Source organism: Leptospira mayottensis 200901116 (assembly GCF_000306675.2).
GTDB classification, from domain to species: Bacteria; Spirochaetota; Leptospiria; order Leptospirales; family Leptospiraceae; genus Leptospira; species Leptospira mayottensis.
This window is the reverse complement of the sequence record NZ_CP024871.1, coordinates 170001-186029: the sequence shown is the minus strand read 5'-3', so window position 1 is coordinate 186029 and position 16029 is coordinate 170001. Positions and strand designations below refer to the sequence as shown.

The following is a 16029-nucleotide window of genomic DNA, read 5'->3' as shown; positions in this document are numbered from 1 at the left end:
AGGAGGAAAAACAAAATTGAACCCAGGTGAACTGAATATTGCTCTCGTACAATGTGATCTTTCCTGGGAAGACCAGGAAGCAAACTACAGACACGTTCGTGAACTAATCTATTCCACTCTTGAAAAAAAGTCGGATGAAAATCCCGATTTGATTTTGCTTCCGGAAACTTTTGCAACCGGATTTACGATGAGATCGGAAAGAATCGCGGAACCGGACGAAGGTCCAACCGAAACGTTCTTAAAGGAAATAGCAAAAGACACCGAAGCAACAATCTGTGGAGGTTGGATCCGAAAAAACCCGGAAGGAAAGCCCTTTAATACGGTAAGCGTCGTAAGTCCAAAAGGAGAAATTATATTACGCTATTCTAAAATACATCCCTTTACTTTCGGAGGTGAAGATCGACATTACAGTTCCGGTTCGGAAATTGTCAGTTATGATCTCAACGGTTTTAGGATTACCCCTTTTATTTGTTACGATATCCGTTTCCCGGAAATTTTTCGAAGACTCGCGGGAGAAACGGATATTTTTACCGTTCACGCAAACTGGCCAACTCCGAGAATCCATCACTGGGAATTGATCCTAAAAACGAGGGCGATTGAAAATCAGGCTTACGTTTTCGGAATCAATCGGATTGGAATCGCCGGGTATAATAAAAGCATTCACCACAATGGTCGTTCTCTCGCTGTAGCACCTAACGGAGATTTTATGGACGTCGGTGAGGGAATAGAAACCATTTTATTCTACAATGCTCGTAAAAGATCGATTCTGGATTATAGGGAGAATTTTCCGGTTCTCGCCGATCGCAAGGACCAAAGCTTGATTCGAATCAGAACAGCGGAGCATTCTTCTCAAATCTAAGAAACCTTTCGCTGAGGGCAAGAGTCGCCTCAATCCCTTCCCCCGTAAACGGGTCTTTGAATTTGAGATAATAAGATAAAAGTTGCAATCCGTACGATTCAAACTGAGAACCAGCCCTCGAATACAATAAGTCTCCGACAACAGGGCACCTTTGACTTTGAAAGTGAATTCTGATTTGATGAGTCCTTCCAGTTTCCAAACCTACTTCGACAAAGCTGAATTTTCTTCCGGAACGAGAGTTGATGTATTTTAGAACTTTGTAATGAGTTACAGACTTCCTTCCTTTAGGAGAAACGGTCATCTTTAACCTTTCGATCGGATGTCTCGCAATCGGAAGATCGATCGTGCCTGTCTCTGCGGGAAGATGTCCTTGAATCCAAGCATAATATTTTTTTTCGATTTCTCTTTTTCTAAAAAGTTCGGAAAGTTTTCCGTGTGCCCGATCGTTTTTAGCGATGAGCATCAATCCCTCCGTGGGCTTATCCAATCTATGGACGATTCCCGGCCTCGCTTCTCCTCCGACCTTTGACAATTCTTTGAAATGATGGAGAAGCCCATTGACCAAACTTGGAGAACGATCCCCCGGTCCACTATGACTTGCAATCCCGGGCGGCTTGTGAATGATAAGATAATCTTCTCTTTCTAAGACAACAGGTAACACCATCGGAATCGGTTCTAAGTTGAGAGGTGGCCTTGGAGGGATAGAAAGAAAATATTGTTCTCCTGTTTTTACTTTCCAGGAACTTTTATCGCAAATTTTCCGGTCCTGATTGCAAACATACCCGCATTCAATCCATTTTTGAATCGTGGCTCGGGACATTTCATCCCCAAAAGAAAATTTTAAAAATCGATCCAATCGATTTCCGGAGAATTCTTCCAATACTTCTGTTTTTAGTTCTAAGTTCATCGAAAATGAAAAGGATTCCAGATTTTTACTCTGCACGTTTTTAGCATTCTAAAAAAAAAGTTTCCATTTTCCTTCCTAAACCTTAGTGTGACACATTGAAACCAAAACCCCTTAAGATTCTAAGGAAGGAAAGAAACATGGTCAAAAAAATTTTGAATCTGATTCTGCTCGGTGCAATTGCATTTTCATTCACTCTTTGCTCCTCTGCTGAAAAAAAAGAGGAACCTGCAGCTCCTGAGCCGTCAGCCCAAGAGCAATCCGCTGCTGCAAATAGAAGTGTCGATGTTAACTCTCCGGAAGCGATTGCCGATTCCTTAAACGAAAAATTGAAAGATTTTAGATATCCTGATGGAATAACTCGCCCAGGATTCAGCTACAAAAAAGCGGATGTCAATCCCGGTGATTTCAACGGATGGTCTAAGGTAAACGTCCCAGTGATCAAAGAAGGTCTTGGAAAACTTCCCGATAGTTACGCCCTTGAAATTACCGGACACACCGATGCTGTCGGACCTGAACAGGCCGAAGGAGCTAAAAAGGGAAATATCTTTTATTCCGAACTTCGTGCAAATGCCGTTAAACAGGCTTTGATCAAACAAGGAATCCCCGCGAATCGTATTATTACGAAAGGTTCAGGCTCCTCAGAACCTGTTTCCGGACTCGATGCTAAAGACGCTAAAAACAGAAGGGTCACTTTCCGTTTTGCGACTTCTGCTCCACAACAATAATTCCAAATAAACTTCCCTGATGCTGTTTCTAATTGATTACAGTATCAGGGGCAAAAATTATCTAATCACTTCGTATTTTTTTATTCGATTGTTAATTTCGAATATATTTAACTAGGAAAAAACTCATAATCGTTTGCCTTTAAACCGGACAGATGTTTCATCCAAATTTTTAGATTCCTTGAATTGATTCAAAAGATTATCTAAAATCCAAACTTTCGTTGACTCTTTTTCTCAAATACAAAGTTCCATAAAAAAGATCAATCATTGAACGATTTCCATATGAAGAAGTTTTAGAGAATCTGAAGAAAAAATCGAAAGAATAGACAAAACAAGCAGATATAAAAAAACAAAAAGAAAACGACCCAAGTACGAAGAATCGTATCGGAAGTTTTTTGTTGTATCATCTCTAAATACAAACTTCATTCCGCTTTCCTTCCTTTAGCGGAAGTAAGTTTGATCAGATCCTTAACGTCGGCTTTAATTTCCGCAAGATCCTTTGCAATAGAAATCATTTCAGTTTCTATTTTAACGATCCGAACTTCGTGATCTTTATGCATCGTATTGTATTGGATCACTCCAGAAACGACAAAACCTAAAATGACGAGAAAATCTTTGACCCCGAGTCTTATCCGACTTATTTTCGAACTTTCCATAACTTCCTCACAAAAGACATCCGCACAATTTCTCAATCGCTTCCGATTTCAAACAAAGAATAACACGAGTTCTTCTTGAAATAAAGAACGGAACGGAATTCAATCCGTCCGTTTTGCCTCTAATTTTCAAATGAGTGGATAAAAAATTCGTTCTCCTTACCCAAATAAAAGCAAACAACTAATAAATTTGTTTTTTTGTTTTACGGGAAAGGACGATCTTATCCAAATCGCCGATCATAAATCTTCGAACACGGGAACTCCATTGTATAAACGGAATCTCGTGATCGATTACGTACTGATTGAAAGTCCTTACGGAAAGATTTAAATAACGAGCAGCTTCTTTTGTTTTTAAAACCTGAGTTTTATCTTTTGCAGAAGAAACGTCTCGAATCAAATTTTCTTTTTCCGAATCAGAAAATTGAGCGCTTTTCAGCAAAGATCCTTTTCTTGTATTACCATTGATTACAAACATAGGTCAGGTTTGGGTCGGGGCCATACTTTTTGTCAAGTCCTTCTTAATCCTTAAAAATTTATAAGGACCAGTTTGAAAAAAGTTGAACTTTGCACTTAAATCTCTTTGCAATGAAAAATTTTGGTTTTAGGAAAAATTACAGATCGAATTCAAATTTATACATAAAAAACTAATAATATTCATTTTTTTGAATTCATTTTCCACTGCCTTTCTAATATTTCGACACTTAAAAAAGGTCCCAAACAATTGTTTCGACTTCGTCCATGGAAAAAATAAGTATCGATACATCACCTTCTGCCTATCAAAAGACTTACGTTATTATTAGCTTAAGATACTAAAAACAAGGTGAGTTCGGTATGAGAAATTTAAAAAAAATTTCTAAAAATAATAGTTCTTACATTTTTTAATCCGAATGGATCTAAAATAGTGTGAGAGTTTCCACGTCGAATCTTATTCTTTTCGGAAAAATTAACCTCTATGAAGTGAGCTTCTTAAGATCGAATTCACATTGAAATAAAACCATTCCCTTTGTTCGACTTATCTTAAAACAACTCATAATTCCCCAAAGTGGCACTTCAAAATAGAATGAAAATTCTCAAGGATTATACAAGAAATCTCAACTACGACGGACTACTGAAATTTCATCACATCGAACGAACATACCTTAAGCAATGAGACATATAGAAATTATAGTCATTTAAAGTCATTAAGATCCTTAATTCGAAATGAATTTGAAAATGGAATGAACCCGGACAAAAAAGAGTCACATTTTTGGAATTAGGATGGATTTTGTCAGGGGCAAAAATATACTAAACATACATATAGTCTACTTGTTGGAGCAAAAATTTGGAGACCATAGAAAATCTACGCGAAACTCTTTACTGGAAAGTGGAAAGGACTCTAAAAAAATTCGAGTACGACTTTCAAATTTCTCCCGAACCGACTCAGGTTCTTAGGCACACATATTCACAAGAAATCGTAAATTTTATATTCGAATCTCTGGAAAAAAAGTAATCACTTCTTCTTTCGAAATTTTTCTATGACAAGACCAAGAGCTTCCAATTCCGAATCCGAAACCTCCAAAAGACTTTCCAACAAGGCTTCAATCTGTGGACGGGTTCGAATCTTTTTAAGAATCGTCCGATAACGATCCGTTTCAAAATCCGTTTTTATTTCAATCTCAGTGATTAGCATTTCACCTTCGCCCGCAATGAGCCAAAGAGGATTTACATTATGTACAGTTCGAAGCCGTAGTAAGGATTCTTGTGAGAAGCTTTTAGCCCTTTCATTAATAAGATCGCTGATAAATGCAGGTTTAAGATCGATGGATCTTGCAAATTCGGCCTGAGAAAGTCCTAGAGTTTCAATAAGCCTTTTTAAACGATCTGAAAACTTTTTATACATTTTAAACGTATTAAATCATTGACAAAAATACATTTTAAGCGTATGGTCATTTGACACGAAGCGAAACTCGTCAAAATCAAAGTCGATTTCGATTTCGAAATGGAGTCCGGTCTTTTGCACGACCAAAACTCGCAAATGGAAATGAAATCGCAATCACAAAAAGGAGGCTCGATGAGCATCAACGAAAACGAATGCAAGAATTTCACTTGTATCACATTAGAAGTGAAACCCTTTTCTAGGTTCGCAAAGGAAGCGGAAGTCAATTACGATCAACTTTCGAAAAGTTTAAACGGACAACAGTTTTGGACAAAAATTAGGGAAGTATTTAAAAAATGGAATATTCTGTTTCGTAGTATAAGCTCAAGCATTTCTACGATAAACGAAAAAGCAGGAGAGTTTGATTATGAAACAGCACAATCTTACTAAAATTACCGATAAAAATCTGGTCCCAAGCAGGGATAATTTGTCTCCAATTGTTCTTTCTGATATAAAGAAAAAAGCGATCATTCAAATCGCTGAATATGTAAGAGAACAATTTACGACATTCGATTGGAGATGGAACAATCATGCCGAAATGCAAGATAAAGAGATTACCTTTCTCTTTCTTGTAAAAAACGATATCGCTAAAATCTGCGAAAGAAAACCAAACAAGATCAAAGAGTTTATCAGTATTCTTGAATATATATTGGAAGAAGAATTCAGCGAATAATTTAAACTAAAAGTTATTAAGGAGAACTTTACTATGATAACCAACTTATGTATTCAATGCAACCAAAAGGAATCAATGCGTCAAACTGACCTTTGCGAGGAATGTCTGATCGAAAATTTCAAGCCCTTAATCCTTCTTTCAAATAAGATCCGCTCCCTTAACTCGAATAACATAGACAATACGACCCAAACATCGGTGCAAAATTAGAATTATGAACTCCGAAAAAATCAAAAGACTTATTATAAACAGCGAAGTTGTTCACGAAGGAAAATTTTGGAGAAGAGGAAGAAAACTTTCTCAAAGATTGAAGCAAATCGTTATCGAATCACAACTCAATCTCAAAGATATAGCATTTAAATATTCCCAAAGCTCCTGCGAGGGCCATTTGGAGAATGTCTTTCCTCTTTACCGCGAACACCTTGCAGACGTTATCAAAGGGACTCGTAACACCGTACGTTATGTAAAGGCAATCGAAGAATCCTGGAAACTCCCGATCGAAACGATTCGTTTTATTTACCGAGAAGATAAGGAAGCAGAAAGAAAATCGGAAAAGTTAGATCCGGATTCTCTTCGAGACTTTATAAATTGGTATAGGGAAATTCTACATTCCCAAAAAGAAATTCCAAACGATCCACAAATACAAAATCAAAATGCAAGAGAACTAGCGGTCTGAAAACAAAATCGAAAAGTTAATCAGGATAATCTAAAATGGCAGAACAGAAATCGATCAAGCAAACGTTCAAAATCGTAAGAAAAAAGCCCCTTCGAAGAAAATTCTTTCCATTACGATTCTTTCTTTTCCGTCTAACAAAATCACTGTGAGTATGACCTTAAATAGATCGAAATAGGAGGAACAGTGTGGAAATTAAAGAATTCACTTAACAAACTTTACCGAATAATCCCGCAGATATAAGCGACCGGAACTTTAAAACTTCGTAAAGTTCCTCGTTCCGTAAAAACCAAAGGAACTGTAAAGTTTTTATGAAAAATTCTTGCATAAAATGATCTTTTAGAATGATTCAACCGTCTTGTTTTTAAGCGAAACGGAACTTACTTAAAAATAAGACCTGAATTAAATAAAGAGCAAAACCTTTTGAAACCTGCGAAAGCAATCCAAAAATTGGAGTACAATCGAACGAAGCATTTGCGCATTGTGTCGAAAGAAGCCGAGTTAGAAATAGAAGCCATAGAGAATATCGTATCATTGTAGTTAAATATTTGAAAACTTTCGGATCTCCAAAAAAGCGAGGAAGAAGAAAATGGATCACATCGTATATAAAAATCTAAAGAACTATAAATACCAGCTCGTAAAACCTTATAGTTTTCAAACAACGATCCTAACCAACACACCGATTCAAATCGAAATTCCAAGAGCAAGAGTTTTTGTAAATCTAAATCAGGAAGGTTTATTGGATATCAACGCCGGATACGCCTGGGACGGCCCTAGTGGTCCGACGATCGATACAAAAACTTTTATACGTGCTTCCCTTGTTCACGATGCCTTGTATCAGTTAATGCGTGAGGAAAAATTGGATCGAATAAAATATCGCGAAGATGCAGATCAACTTCTTAAAAGAATTTGTTTAGAAGACGGCATGAACTCTTTTAGAGCGGCATACGTATATAAATTCGTTCGCTGGTTCGGCAAATCTTCTACAAAACCGAAAGATAAAACTAAAGAATGGGAAACAGCGCCTTGAAAACTTTCGACATTCTCATATTAGTTTTCGGTTATACTCTCTTTTGGACGCTTTTGATTTGGTTTTTAATTGGTATTTTGACAGGCCTATTTTGGTATTCATTACAATTTTTTGAAAAAAGAAACAAAACCAATAATCGAAAAATATATTGATCCAACTTAAATTTGGTGCAAGAAAATCAGAAAAATTTTTCTAAAAATAAGGGCCCCATATCTGCAAATATAAAACTTGATTATCTGCTGATTTCTGAAGACCAAAAATATGAGAGCTGCGCATTTTATTATTTTCTGAAAAAGGTTAACTCCTACAAAATAGGTCTCTTACACCAAATTTACCGTAGTTTAGAATATATTTTTATTCCAAATTACTTAAAAATAAACTTCCTTTTTCTAAATCAAAGCTACGGAATCCAGTTTATGGTCTTTTATGAAAGCATTCAGATAAATAATCAAATTTAATTACAGAGTTTTTAAAAGGGATTATTCTTCAGATCCTTACGTTTCAAAATTCTATTCTAAATATTTAGATTTGCAACATTATCTTAAAGTCTGTCCCAAAACCTGAAGAGAAATCAGTTACAATCTATTCAGTAAGTTCGTAATAAAATATGGAAATTCCCACAGATACTTTAGGAGTTTATAAACTTTGAAACAGCCTTCTTTGTTGGAACACTCTTACGGGAGCTCCAACATTCTCAGGTTTTTAAGACAGACTCTTAGTAAGTATATCTATAAAGTGTGTATATTAAATCCAGAAAGCGAAACATCGAATTTAGAGAAAATTTTACTGCATTTAAAATGCGGTAGCCTCTTCACTTATGCTAACCTATGAAAAAGAATTTGAATAAAATATGGGGTTTTGCAAGTTATTGAGTTTTTTAAAAGGGGACTGCAGAGCCCCCCGCCCAACTCAATCCACCGAGGGATGAATCATCTTTTCGGGGAGAACCCACTGATCGAACTGTTCATTTGTCAAAAGACCAAGCTCGATTCCAGATTCTTTCAGAGTCGATCCTTTCTTATGCGCATTTTTTGCAATCTTAGCCGCGTTATCATAACCGATATGCGGATTCAACGCTGTCACAAGCATCAAAGAATTATTCAAGTGTTCGTCGAGTTTCTCTTTGTTCGGAGTAATACCGCGCGCGCAGTGCTCCTCAAAAGAAACACAAGAATCGGAAAGTAATCGAATAGAATTCAAAACGTTATGAATAATCAGCGGTTTGAAAACATTCAATTCGAAGTTTCCAGAAGCACCGCCGATATTGACCGCAACATCGTTTGCGATCACTTGTGCAGATACCATTGTCATCTGTTCTGATTGAGTCGGATTAACTTTTCCAGGCATAATGGAAGAACCGGGCTCGTTTTCCGGAATACTTATTTCACCAATTCCACAACGGGGACCGGAAGAAAGCCAACGTATGTCGTTCGCGATTTTCATTAAAGAAGCCGCGATCGTTTTCAAAACCCCGCTCACCTCCACAAGAGAATCATGAGCCGCAAGAGCTTCGAATTTATTTTCCGCGCTTACAAAAGGAAGCCCAGTTTCTTTAGCTATCTGAGCCGCCGCTTTTACAGAGAACTGAGGATGTGTGTTGAGTCCAGTTCCGACAGCTGTTCCGCCTAATGCAAGTCTATAAACCGCCGGCAAAACCGCTTTTACTCTTGCAATATTGTAGCTCAATTGTTGAACATAACCGGAAAACTCCTGACCTAAAGTCAAAGGAGTCGCATCCTGAAGATGAGTTCTTCCAATCTTTATAATATTCTTAAATTCGTCTGCCTTCTTTTCGAGCGTATCTTTGAGTTGAACCAATGCGGGAATCAATTTTTGATTCAACTGTTCTGCAACAGCAATGTGCATCGCTGTAGGGAAAGTATCGTTCGAGGACTGAGCTTTATTCACATCATCGTTCGGATGAATCGGCTTTTTAGAACCTTTCACGCCGCCGGCGATTTCGATAGCACGGTTCGAAATCACCTCGTTGGAATTCATGTTCGTTTGAGTTCCGGAACCGGTTTGCCAAACGGAAAGAGGAAAGTGTTCGTCCAACTTACCGGAAATCACTTCATCCGCGGCTTGAACGATGAGTTTCTTTTTATCTTCAGTGAGAAGGCCGAGTTCTGTATTTACGATTGCGGCCGATTTTTTTAAAATTCCCAAAGCACGAATCATTTCTCTTGGGAATCGATCGTTTCCGATATGAAAATGATGCAAAGAACGCTCGGTTTGCGCACCCCAATATTTGGAATCATCTACCGCAATTTCACCCATTGAATCCGTTTCGATTCTGGTTTTCATGAATCCTCCGAAAGATCACAATTTAATTGAAACGCAAGGTCTCTCAAGCGAAACATCAATACTTAATAAAACTATAATATACTTAAATCTTTATTCGTTTTGGAATCTTCTCAGAGTATCCGCAAGTACAGAAAACTCCGGTTTTTTAGCGGAAACATTGTCCATATAATCCAAAGTAGTTTGGATCCACGCCGGATCTGACTCCAATTCTCTCCGTATAAAAACGTGTCTTACCTGATTCATCGCTCTGATTTCCAGATATCTTCGTTTTTGGTCATAGTATATAAGGTCGGCCACTTTGTCTTTTCCGAATTCTGGGGAAGACACGGCAACAACGACTTCGTCGAGCCAAATCAGTCCGTTATTTTTACGATCCACATAATCAATCGCCTTTTGGACACGGGCCGGAATGAGCATTTCTTTTTCTTTGGGTCCAACGATTACTCCGAGAGATTTTTTCTTTTTCGATTTAAAGGGCTCATGAGAAGTATGATCCGTTTCTGTATTCTTAAAATCCCTTTTAACTTGCCCCTTGTTTATAACTTCCCGTTCTTTGGGAGAAAATTTGATCCCGAATAAACTTAGAATAAATTCGATGATTCTTTCCAAGATCGACTTGGAAGCCCTTTCGGAGCGAATTCTTTCTTTTTCCGTATCTTCTTCCCATTCGGCGATCGCCTTACTCAAACGAATCTGTTCGTCGACGGCAACTTGCCCGTCCTTTACGTCGGAAACTTCTTTTAAAAATTCATAGATTCCGCGGGGATAACCGTTTTGACGAATCAAATTATGAACCGAAGTTCTTCTTGAGCGAATCTCCACAAAAGCACGAAGGATCATAGCCTTCGCTAAAATCATAAGCCCGATCGTTTCCCCACTTGCACTTTTCCTTTCCTTTTTCAGGAAATCTTCCCTAGCACGAATTCGTTCCAAAATTTCACGGAACAATTCGGATCGACTCATTCCGACACTTTTAATCGCGGCATCATCCACTTCAAAATTAGAAAGATCGAAATGTACCGGTTCTTTGGATTCTTTAAAACGAAACAGATTCTCAGCCGTGATTAGATTAATCAAAGATTCCTTTTTAAGGTGTTCGAGAGCTCTTACGGTCTGTAGTAACACCTCATAAGATTTGATAAAATCTCCTCCTCCTATCCAACTTTTTCCGGATGTAAACGCAGGATGTTTCTTTAACTCCTGCAAGTATCTTTCTGCTTGAAAATTTCCGGTCAATTCGATCCAGGAAGATTCTTCTCCCGGGAGAATTTGGAGAAGTATTTTGCGAGCGATCACGGTAAATAAATCAAATATGATTTCCAATTCCGTAAACTTTCCTTCCTCTCCTTTTTCTTTGGAAGCATGTCTAAAACTCAAAAGTTCGTCCAGAGAAGGTTGAAACAAATGAAAGCGGGAATGCAGTTGCAACAGTGGAGACCTTGATCCTCTTTTTTCAATTGCCTGCAAAACTTCCGGTTCTACCTTGATAATGGAAAGCTGATTTAATATCTCTCCGGGTTTTTGATTTAACACTTGAAAGATATTGCTGAATAAATCACCACGAACTTGCAAACGACTGAGAAGAAATTCCAAAGAAAGAGATTCCAAATTTTGCATGGACTTTTCTAAAAATTTAGAGTCCGACAAATTGATCTGCATTCCTTTGTCGTCTACATTTAGATAATTCTGATGAACCCAGTTTTCGATCTCGGTATTTTTGGAAGCGTTCAGAATGAACTGATCTCTTGCATATAACATTTCAAGAATTGCTGCTACACTTTGAAGAAGACAACCTCGTTTTACTTTTACGATCTGATCGGCCTTTAAAGAAGCGGGACGAATAATTACGTCCGCGATCTGAAGTTCCCTGATTTCCTTTTGAAACTGAAGAAACTGATAAGATTGAATTCCTTTTCGTTCTTCTAAAAATTTAAGGTCGTGCAATTTGAGATGTTGAAGTTGCTCAATTTTTGTAAGAGCAAACGGAGATTGATTGAATAAGAAATAATTTTCCACTCCCTTTTCAATCAAATCGATATCCTTGAATGCTCCCGGATTGAATTGAAGCATCAGAACTTTGAGTTCCTGATCCCCAATCATATCCTGAGTATCCTCCCAACTTAAAGTGAAGGTTTCGGGAGTAGGTATTTGATTTTCAGATTTGGACATAATCCACCAAGTCCCCAAAGGATATACCATCAGGAGAGTGTAGAAAATTAGAAAAGTCTATTACTGTTTGTCTCAAAACCGGATTTTTCATTTTTGAAAAAGGTTGATAACACATTCCCGTCGCGATTCAGTATTCATTCGGAAAAGAATTTAATTTCTATGATTATCGGAATTTTTTTCAGACTAACTCAGAATCTTTTCCCGTAAGTAGGAGTTACAAAATCGTGGGCTTATACCGGTTTTCGTTAGTAACGTATTTTTCAACACAACCCATACCTTAAATAACAACATTTCAATTGTAGAAACTACTCCATACTTTTTGTCTACTGTAAAACATTCGTCCTCATTCTCGAATGTGGAAACTAATACAGTTATACACGTTCAAGAATCCGATTTATGTAGAAGTCGTTTTTGAGTTGTTTAGCGTTAAATTCTAATAATCCCCTTGAGAAATCCGAGATATTTTTCTCTCCCCGGATAAGGAATTCGAGAGGACCCGCTTGTAACCGCGACCTCGGCAACTGCGGGAGCTACATGAAATAAAACTCGCTTATCGAATGGTTTTGGAATCAGATATTCGGGTCCGAATGTAAATTTTTCCCCGCCATAAGCCTTACTTACGTCATCGGGAACGTCAAGACGAGCCAGCTCCGCCAATGCGCGAGCCGCGGCAAGTTTCATCTCCAGAGTAATATTACGAGCTCTTACGTCCAGAGCACCTCTAAAAATAAATGGGAAACCCAACACGTTGTTCACCTGATTCGGATTATCGCTTCTTCCTGTTCCCATGATTAAGTCGGAACGAACCGCTTTCGCAACTTGATAAGGAATTTCGGGATCAGGATTTGCCAATGCGAAGATTACGGGATTTTTTGCCATGGAACGAACCATATCCTCGTCCACCATATTCTCAACGGAAACACCGATAAAAATATCGGAGCCTTTCATCACGTCTCTAAGAGTTTTTGCATCCGTTTTTTGAACGTATCTCTTTTTGGATTCGTTCAAATCATTTCTATGATGATGAATCACACCTTTGGTATCAACAAGAAAGACTTGTTCCTTTTTGATTCCTATATGTTGAATGAGTTCTGCAATTGCAATTCCAGCAGCACCCGCTCCGCAAATTACAACCTTAACATCACTCGGTTTTTTACCAGTGAGTTCGAAAGAATTCAAAAGACCCGCAACCGTAATGATCGCCGTCCCGTGTTGATCGTCGTGAAAAACCGGGATATTCATCTTTTCGATGAGTTGCTCTTCGATATAAAAACTTTCGGGAGCTTTGATATCTTCCAGATTGATTCCACCGAAAGTCGGCTCTAGAAGTTTTACCGCATGGATAAATTCGTCCGGATCTTTCGTATTGATCTCTATATCAAACACGTCTATACCAGCAAACTTTTTAAAAAGAACCGCCTTTCCTTCCATTACCGGTTTACCGGCAAGCGCGCCTATATCACCGAGTCCTAAAATCGCGGTTCCGTTCGTGACGATACCTACCAAGTTGCCTTTGTTTGTATATTCGTAAACAAGCTCGGGAGAATCCTTAATTTCTAAACAAGGATAAGCGACACCGGGAGAATAGGCGAGAGAAAGATCGTAAGAATTCTGAGTCGACTTTGTAGGAACTACTTCAATTTTTCCCTTAGGGTGAAGTGCGTGGTATTGTAAAGATTTTTCCCTCATATGATTTTTCCCATGTTTTTCAAATTCAACCTTGCGACGATAAAATTTCATTTACCAACGCAGAACTTACTAAAGATTCTCCCGAGAACCTCTTCCGTGTCTACTCTACCGTTGACCTCACCGATTTCGGAAAGAGCATAATTTATTTCTTGGATATAAATTTCCGCGGGAGCCCCCTCCTCAATCAGACGAAGAGTTTTATCGAGACACCGAACAATGGTTTCGAAGTGATATCTTTGGCGTTCTTCCAAAAGGACATAATCTTCTACATGTCCCATCGTCCCGGCTTTTTTCTGAATCTCACCCAGAAGAATTGAAATTCCTTCTCTGGTTTTGCAGGAAATTTCACAGACGATTAAATCCTTTACGTCGGAAAATAAATTCGGATTCCAAGAAGAATCTCGAATATCGATCTTATTCGCAACGAGAATCGAACCTTCGAGTCGTCCTTTGGCTTTGACTATAAATTTTTTCCATTCCTCTTTTTTAGAAACGTCTATGAGAAAGAGTCGAATGTCGGCGGATTGAAATTCCTTTTCACTTCTTTCAATTCCCAATCTTTCGATATGGTCATCGGTTTCTCGAACTCCGGCAGTATCCACGAGTCGAACCGGAATTCCCTCAAGTAGGATTTCTTCGCTGATATAATCTCTCGTTGTTCCGGGAATTTCGGAAATGATCGAACGGTCTTTTCCGAGTAAAACATTCATCAAACTGGACTTGCCCGTATTCGGTTCTCCATAAAGAACGATCCTAAATTGTTGAATTAACTTTTCGGCAGAATCCGATTTGGCAATCACGGTTTGACAAAGAGTTTTAACTTTTTCGATACGAACCTTTCTTTCTTCTAAAGATTCGTACGTGAGGTCCTCGGTGGAAAAATCGATTTCCGCTTCGCATTCGGCTTTAAGCGAAATCAATTGACTCCTTAAGTTGGATGTGAGACGGGAAACTTCGCCAAAAACGTTCTTTTGCGCAAGTTCCAATTCAAACCGAGAACGCGCCGAGATGAGCCTACCAATCGCTTCCACTCCGGTCAGATCCAACTTCCCATTTAAGAATGCTCTACGAGAAAATTCCCCCTGTTTAGCTGGGCGCGCACCAGCCCTAAAAATGGCGTCTAACGCTTCTCTTAATAAAATCGGATTTCCGTGAAAGTGAAATTCGCAAAGATCCTCTCCCGTGTAAGAATTTGGCGCCTTAAAATAAAAGAATAATATTTGGTCTATTTTTCTATCGCCGATTTGAAACACACATTGAATCGCAATTCTCGGCTGAATGTCAGACAGGGGAAGAGATCTATTTTTTGAAAAAAGAAAGGAGGAGGAAATCAAAAGTGCTCCCGGACCGGACATTCGGATAATTCCTATTGCGCCGGGCCCGGAAGCCGTAGATACGGCCGCTATCGTATCATTCAAAGTTCACTTCTTCGAGAAGGTCGTTGTTCGGACCTTTTTCGACGATGTCTTTATATTTGTGTTTGTCTTTCATCGGAATGACTCTTACTTTTTTATAAGTGCCGTTTCCTTCCGATCTAGTAAAAACCTTTTCGTTCTCCTGAAGAGCCATGTGAATGATTCTTCTTTCAAAAGGATTCATCGGTTCCAATAATTTGGATTTTCCGGTTTTGGCAACGGTCGCCGCAACGGATTTTCCCAGTCGAACAAGGGATAATTCCCTTTTATCCCTGTAAGACTCAATATCCAGAACGATTTTCCTTCCATGTCTGATCTTAGAATCGACCATCAAGTTGAGAACGAACTGAAGAGCATCTAACGTAGCTCCTCTTTTTCCAATCACTAGTCCGGATTCCCTGCTTGCAACCTCAACGTAAATCTTGCCGTCTACGTCACCCATACCGACCACTTCGGCTTCGATCCCCATCTTTTTAAGAACGGTAAGAACAACTCCGTGAATGATTTTTTCTGCGGGAAGATCCCGAGAAGTTACGTAAGCTCGAACGATCGCCGGCTTTTTTTGGGAGATTCCGAAAAAACCTCCCTTCCCGGAATCAACGGTTTCAAAACGAACCTCATCCGCATTCAATCGGAGAGTTTTGAGAGTGTATTCTTCGGCTTCGGACTTGGATTTAGCCTCCGCTTCAAAGATGTAATTTTCCATTTGTTTATCCTCGATAATGAGTTCGCTGCAATTAAACTGCCTTTTTCTTTTCTTCGGTCTTTTTCAAATGATTTGTGACCCATTGTTGACCGATAGAAAGAACGTTCTGAAAAGTCCAATAAAGAGTAACACCGGAAGGCATGTTCCAGAAAATGTAGAGCATCATTACGGGCATTACGTACATTAGCATTTTCTGATTTGGATCCATGGATACCGAAGTCATTCTCGTTTGAAAAATCTGTGTTCCGACCATCAAAAGAGCGAGAAGATTTAAACCGATCCCGGTCTGAGTGAAGTAAGGAATCGCAGGAGAAGTC

17 protein-coding genes and 1 pseudogene (1 of these 18 cut by a window edge) are annotated in these 16029 nt (G+C 38.7%); 8 read left to right on the top strand and 10 right to left on the bottom strand.

From position 1 onward, the window contains the following. Positions 1–16 precede the first annotated feature (16 nt). The gene (locus LEP1GSC190_RS00840) at positions 17–859 is read left to right on the top strand and encodes a carbon-nitrogen family hydrolase (protein ID WP_002763213.1); all 843 of its coding nucleotides are present in this window, start codon (positions 17–19) and stop codon (positions 857–859) included. Here the strand turns inward: LEP1GSC190_RS00840 and LEP1GSC190_RS00835 are convergent. Further along, positions 828–1766, bottom strand: a complete 939-nt coding sequence (locus LEP1GSC190_RS00835) for an RluA family pseudouridine synthase (RefSeq protein WP_036047629.1) — start codon at positions 1764–1766, stop codon at positions 828–830. The genes LEP1GSC190_RS00840 and LEP1GSC190_RS00835 overlap by 32 nt on opposite strands. A 137-nt stretch (positions 1767–1903) precedes the next feature. On the opposite strand from LEP1GSC190_RS00835, the gene loa22 reads away from it, so the two are divergent. Further along, a complete protein-coding gene (gene loa22 / locus LEP1GSC190_RS00830; RefSeq protein ID WP_002763187.1) occupies positions 1904–2491 on the top strand; it encodes an OmpA family outer membrane lipoprotein Loa22 in 588 nt (195 codons plus the stop codon). Between the two features lie 419 nt (positions 2492–2910). Here the strand turns inward: loa22 and LEP1GSC190_RS00820 are convergent, their stop codons facing one another. Further along, the gene (locus LEP1GSC190_RS00820; RefSeq protein WP_036047612.1) at positions 2911–3144 is read right to left on the bottom strand and encodes a hypothetical protein; all 234 of its coding nucleotides are present in this window, start codon (positions 3142–3144) and stop codon (positions 2911–2913) included. Between the two features lie 178 nt (positions 3145–3322). After that, on the bottom strand, positions 3323–3616 hold the full coding sequence (locus LEP1GSC190_RS00815; protein WP_002763124.1) for a MerR family transcriptional regulator: 294 nt from the start codon (positions 3614–3616) through the stop codon (positions 3323–3325). An 846-nt stretch (positions 3617–4462) separates the two neighbouring features. Here LEP1GSC190_RS00815 and LEP1GSC190_RS19595 point away from each other — a divergent pair. Further along, positions 4463–4630 (top strand): hypothetical protein, encoded by a 168-nt coding sequence (locus LEP1GSC190_RS19595; protein WP_002763231.1) that lies wholly within the window; start codon positions 4463–4465, stop codon positions 4628–4630. Here LEP1GSC190_RS19595 and LEP1GSC190_RS00810 read toward each other — a convergent pair whose 3' ends face one another. Beyond that, positions 4631–5020: a helix-turn-helix domain-containing protein gene (locus tag LEP1GSC190_RS00810; protein WP_002763198.1), complete on the bottom strand. Its 390-nt coding sequence runs from the start codon at positions 5018–5020 to the stop codon at positions 4631–4633. Between the two features lie 135 nt (positions 5021–5155). Between LEP1GSC190_RS00810 and LEP1GSC190_RS00800 the strand changes: the two genes are divergently transcribed. The 5 genes and pseudogenes from LEP1GSC190_RS00800 (at position 5156) to LEP1GSC190_RS00785 (ending at position 7429) form a co-directional block, all read left to right on the top strand. Then, positions 5156–5446 (top strand): hypothetical protein, encoded by a 291-nt coding sequence (locus LEP1GSC190_RS00800; protein WP_051019795.1) that lies wholly within the window; start codon positions 5156–5158, stop codon positions 5444–5446. Next, the gene (locus tag LEP1GSC190_RS00795) at positions 5424–5729 is read left to right on the top strand and encodes an LIC13344 family protein (RefSeq protein ID WP_002763091.1); all 306 of its coding nucleotides are present in this window, start codon (positions 5424–5426) and stop codon (positions 5727–5729) included. Before LEP1GSC190_RS00800 ends, LEP1GSC190_RS00795 begins: the two co-directional genes overlap by 23 nt. A 211-nt stretch (positions 5730–5940) precedes the next feature. Continuing rightward, on the top strand, positions 5941–6402 hold the full coding sequence (locus tag LEP1GSC190_RS00790; protein ID WP_004279850.1) for a hypothetical protein: 462 nt from the start codon (positions 5941–5943) through the stop codon (positions 6400–6402). Between the two features lie 243 nt (positions 6403–6645). Then, positions 6646–6939, top strand: a pseudogene (locus LEP1GSC190_RS20005) (host-nuclease inhibitor Gam family protein); the annotation flags it as partial. Positions 6940–6988: 49 nt separating this feature from the next. Then, entirely contained in the window at positions 6989–7429 is a 441-nt protein-coding gene (locus LEP1GSC190_RS00785) for a DUF1353 domain-containing protein (RefSeq protein ID WP_002763106.1), read from the top strand. A 909-nt stretch (positions 7430–8338) separates the two neighbouring features. Here LEP1GSC190_RS00785 and fumC read toward each other — a convergent pair. The 6 genes from fumC to yidC all read right to left on the bottom strand — a co-directional run. After that, positions 8339–9733 (bottom strand): class II fumarate hydratase, encoded by a 1395-nt coding sequence (fumC, locus tag LEP1GSC190_RS00780; RefSeq protein WP_002763073.1) that lies wholly within the window; start codon positions 9731–9733, stop codon positions 8339–8341. A 90-nt stretch (positions 9734–9823) separates the two neighbouring features. Next, complete coding sequence (locus LEP1GSC190_RS00775) at positions 9824–11902, bottom strand: hypothetical protein (protein ID WP_036047618.1); 2079 nt, start codon at positions 11900–11902, stop codon at positions 9824–9826. A gap of 426 nt (positions 11903–12328) precedes the next feature. Continuing rightward, positions 12329–13591: a malic enzyme-like NAD(P)-binding protein gene (locus LEP1GSC190_RS00770; RefSeq protein ID WP_002745808.1), complete on the bottom strand. Its 1263-nt coding sequence runs from the start codon at positions 13589–13591 to the stop codon at positions 12329–12331. Between the two features lie 47 nt (positions 13592–13638). After that, complete coding sequence (gene mnmE / locus LEP1GSC190_RS00765) at positions 13639–15009, bottom strand: tRNA uridine-5-carboxymethylaminomethyl(34) synthesis GTPase MnmE (RefSeq protein ID WP_004279824.1); 1371 nt, start codon at positions 15007–15009, stop codon at positions 13639–13641. Next, positions 15002–15712 (bottom strand): RNA-binding cell elongation regulator Jag/EloR, encoded by a 711-nt coding sequence (gene jag / locus LEP1GSC190_RS00760; RefSeq protein WP_002763065.1) that lies wholly within the window; start codon positions 15710–15712, stop codon positions 15002–15004. The genes mnmE and jag overlap by 8 nt, the downstream gene beginning before the upstream one ends. A gap of 31 nt (positions 15713–15743) precedes the next feature. After that, a protein-coding gene (yidC, locus tag LEP1GSC190_RS00755) for a membrane protein insertase YidC (RefSeq protein ID WP_002763160.1) crosses the window boundary here: on the bottom strand, positions 15744–16029 show its final stretch. It continues 1586 nt past the right edge of the window; only the last 286 of its 1872 coding nucleotides appear in the window; its start codon lies off the right edge, out of view — the gene reads right to left on this strand; the stop codon is at positions 15744–15746.

Excerpts from the sequence above, each read along its gene's own strand:
- LEP1GSC190_RS00835 (WP_036047629.1), bottom strand. The coding sequence starts at position 1,766 with ATGAACTTAGAACTAAAAACAGAAGTATTGGAAGAATTCTCCGGAAAT.
- loa22 (WP_002763187.1), top strand. The coding sequence starts at position 1,904 with ATGGTCAAAAAAATTTTGAATCTGATTCTGCTCGGTGCAATTGCATTT.
- LEP1GSC190_RS00820 (WP_036047612.1), bottom strand. The coding sequence starts at position 3,144 with ATGGAAAGTTCGAAAATAAGTCGGATAAGACTCGGGGTCAAAGATTTT.
- LEP1GSC190_RS00815 (WP_002763124.1), bottom strand. The coding sequence starts at position 3,616 with ATGTTTGTAATCAATGGTAATACAAGAAAAGGATCTTTGCTGAAAAGC.
- LEP1GSC190_RS00810 (WP_002763198.1), bottom strand. The coding sequence starts at position 5,020 with ATGTATAAAAAGTTTTCAGATCGTTTAAAAAGGCTTATTGAAACTCTA.
- LEP1GSC190_RS00800 (WP_051019795.1), top strand. The coding sequence starts at position 5,156 with ATGGAAATGAAATCGCAATCACAAAAAGGAGGCTCGATGAGCATCAAC.
- LEP1GSC190_RS00795 (WP_002763091.1), top strand. The coding sequence starts at position 5,424 with ATGAAACAGCACAATCTTACTAAAATTACCGATAAAAATCTGGTCCCA.
- LEP1GSC190_RS00790 (WP_004279850.1), top strand. The coding sequence starts at position 5,941 with ATGAACTCCGAAAAAATCAAAAGACTTATTATAAACAGCGAAGTTGTT.
- LEP1GSC190_RS00785 (WP_002763106.1), top strand. The coding sequence starts at position 6,989 with ATGGATCACATCGTATATAAAAATCTAAAGAACTATAAATACCAGCTC.
- fumC (WP_002763073.1), bottom strand. The coding sequence starts at position 9,733 with ATGAAAACCAGAATCGAAACGGATTCAATGGGTGAAATTGCGGTAGAT.
- LEP1GSC190_RS00775 (WP_036047618.1), bottom strand. The coding sequence starts at position 11,902 with ATGTCCAAATCTGAAAATCAAATACCTACTCCCGAAACCTTCACTTTA.
- LEP1GSC190_RS00770 (WP_002745808.1), bottom strand. The coding sequence starts at position 13,591 with ATGAGGGAAAAATCTTTACAATACCACGCACTTCACCCTAAGGGAAAA.
- jag (WP_002763065.1), bottom strand. The coding sequence starts at position 15,712 with ATGGAAAATTACATCTTTGAAGCGGAGGCTAAATCCAAGTCCGAAGCC.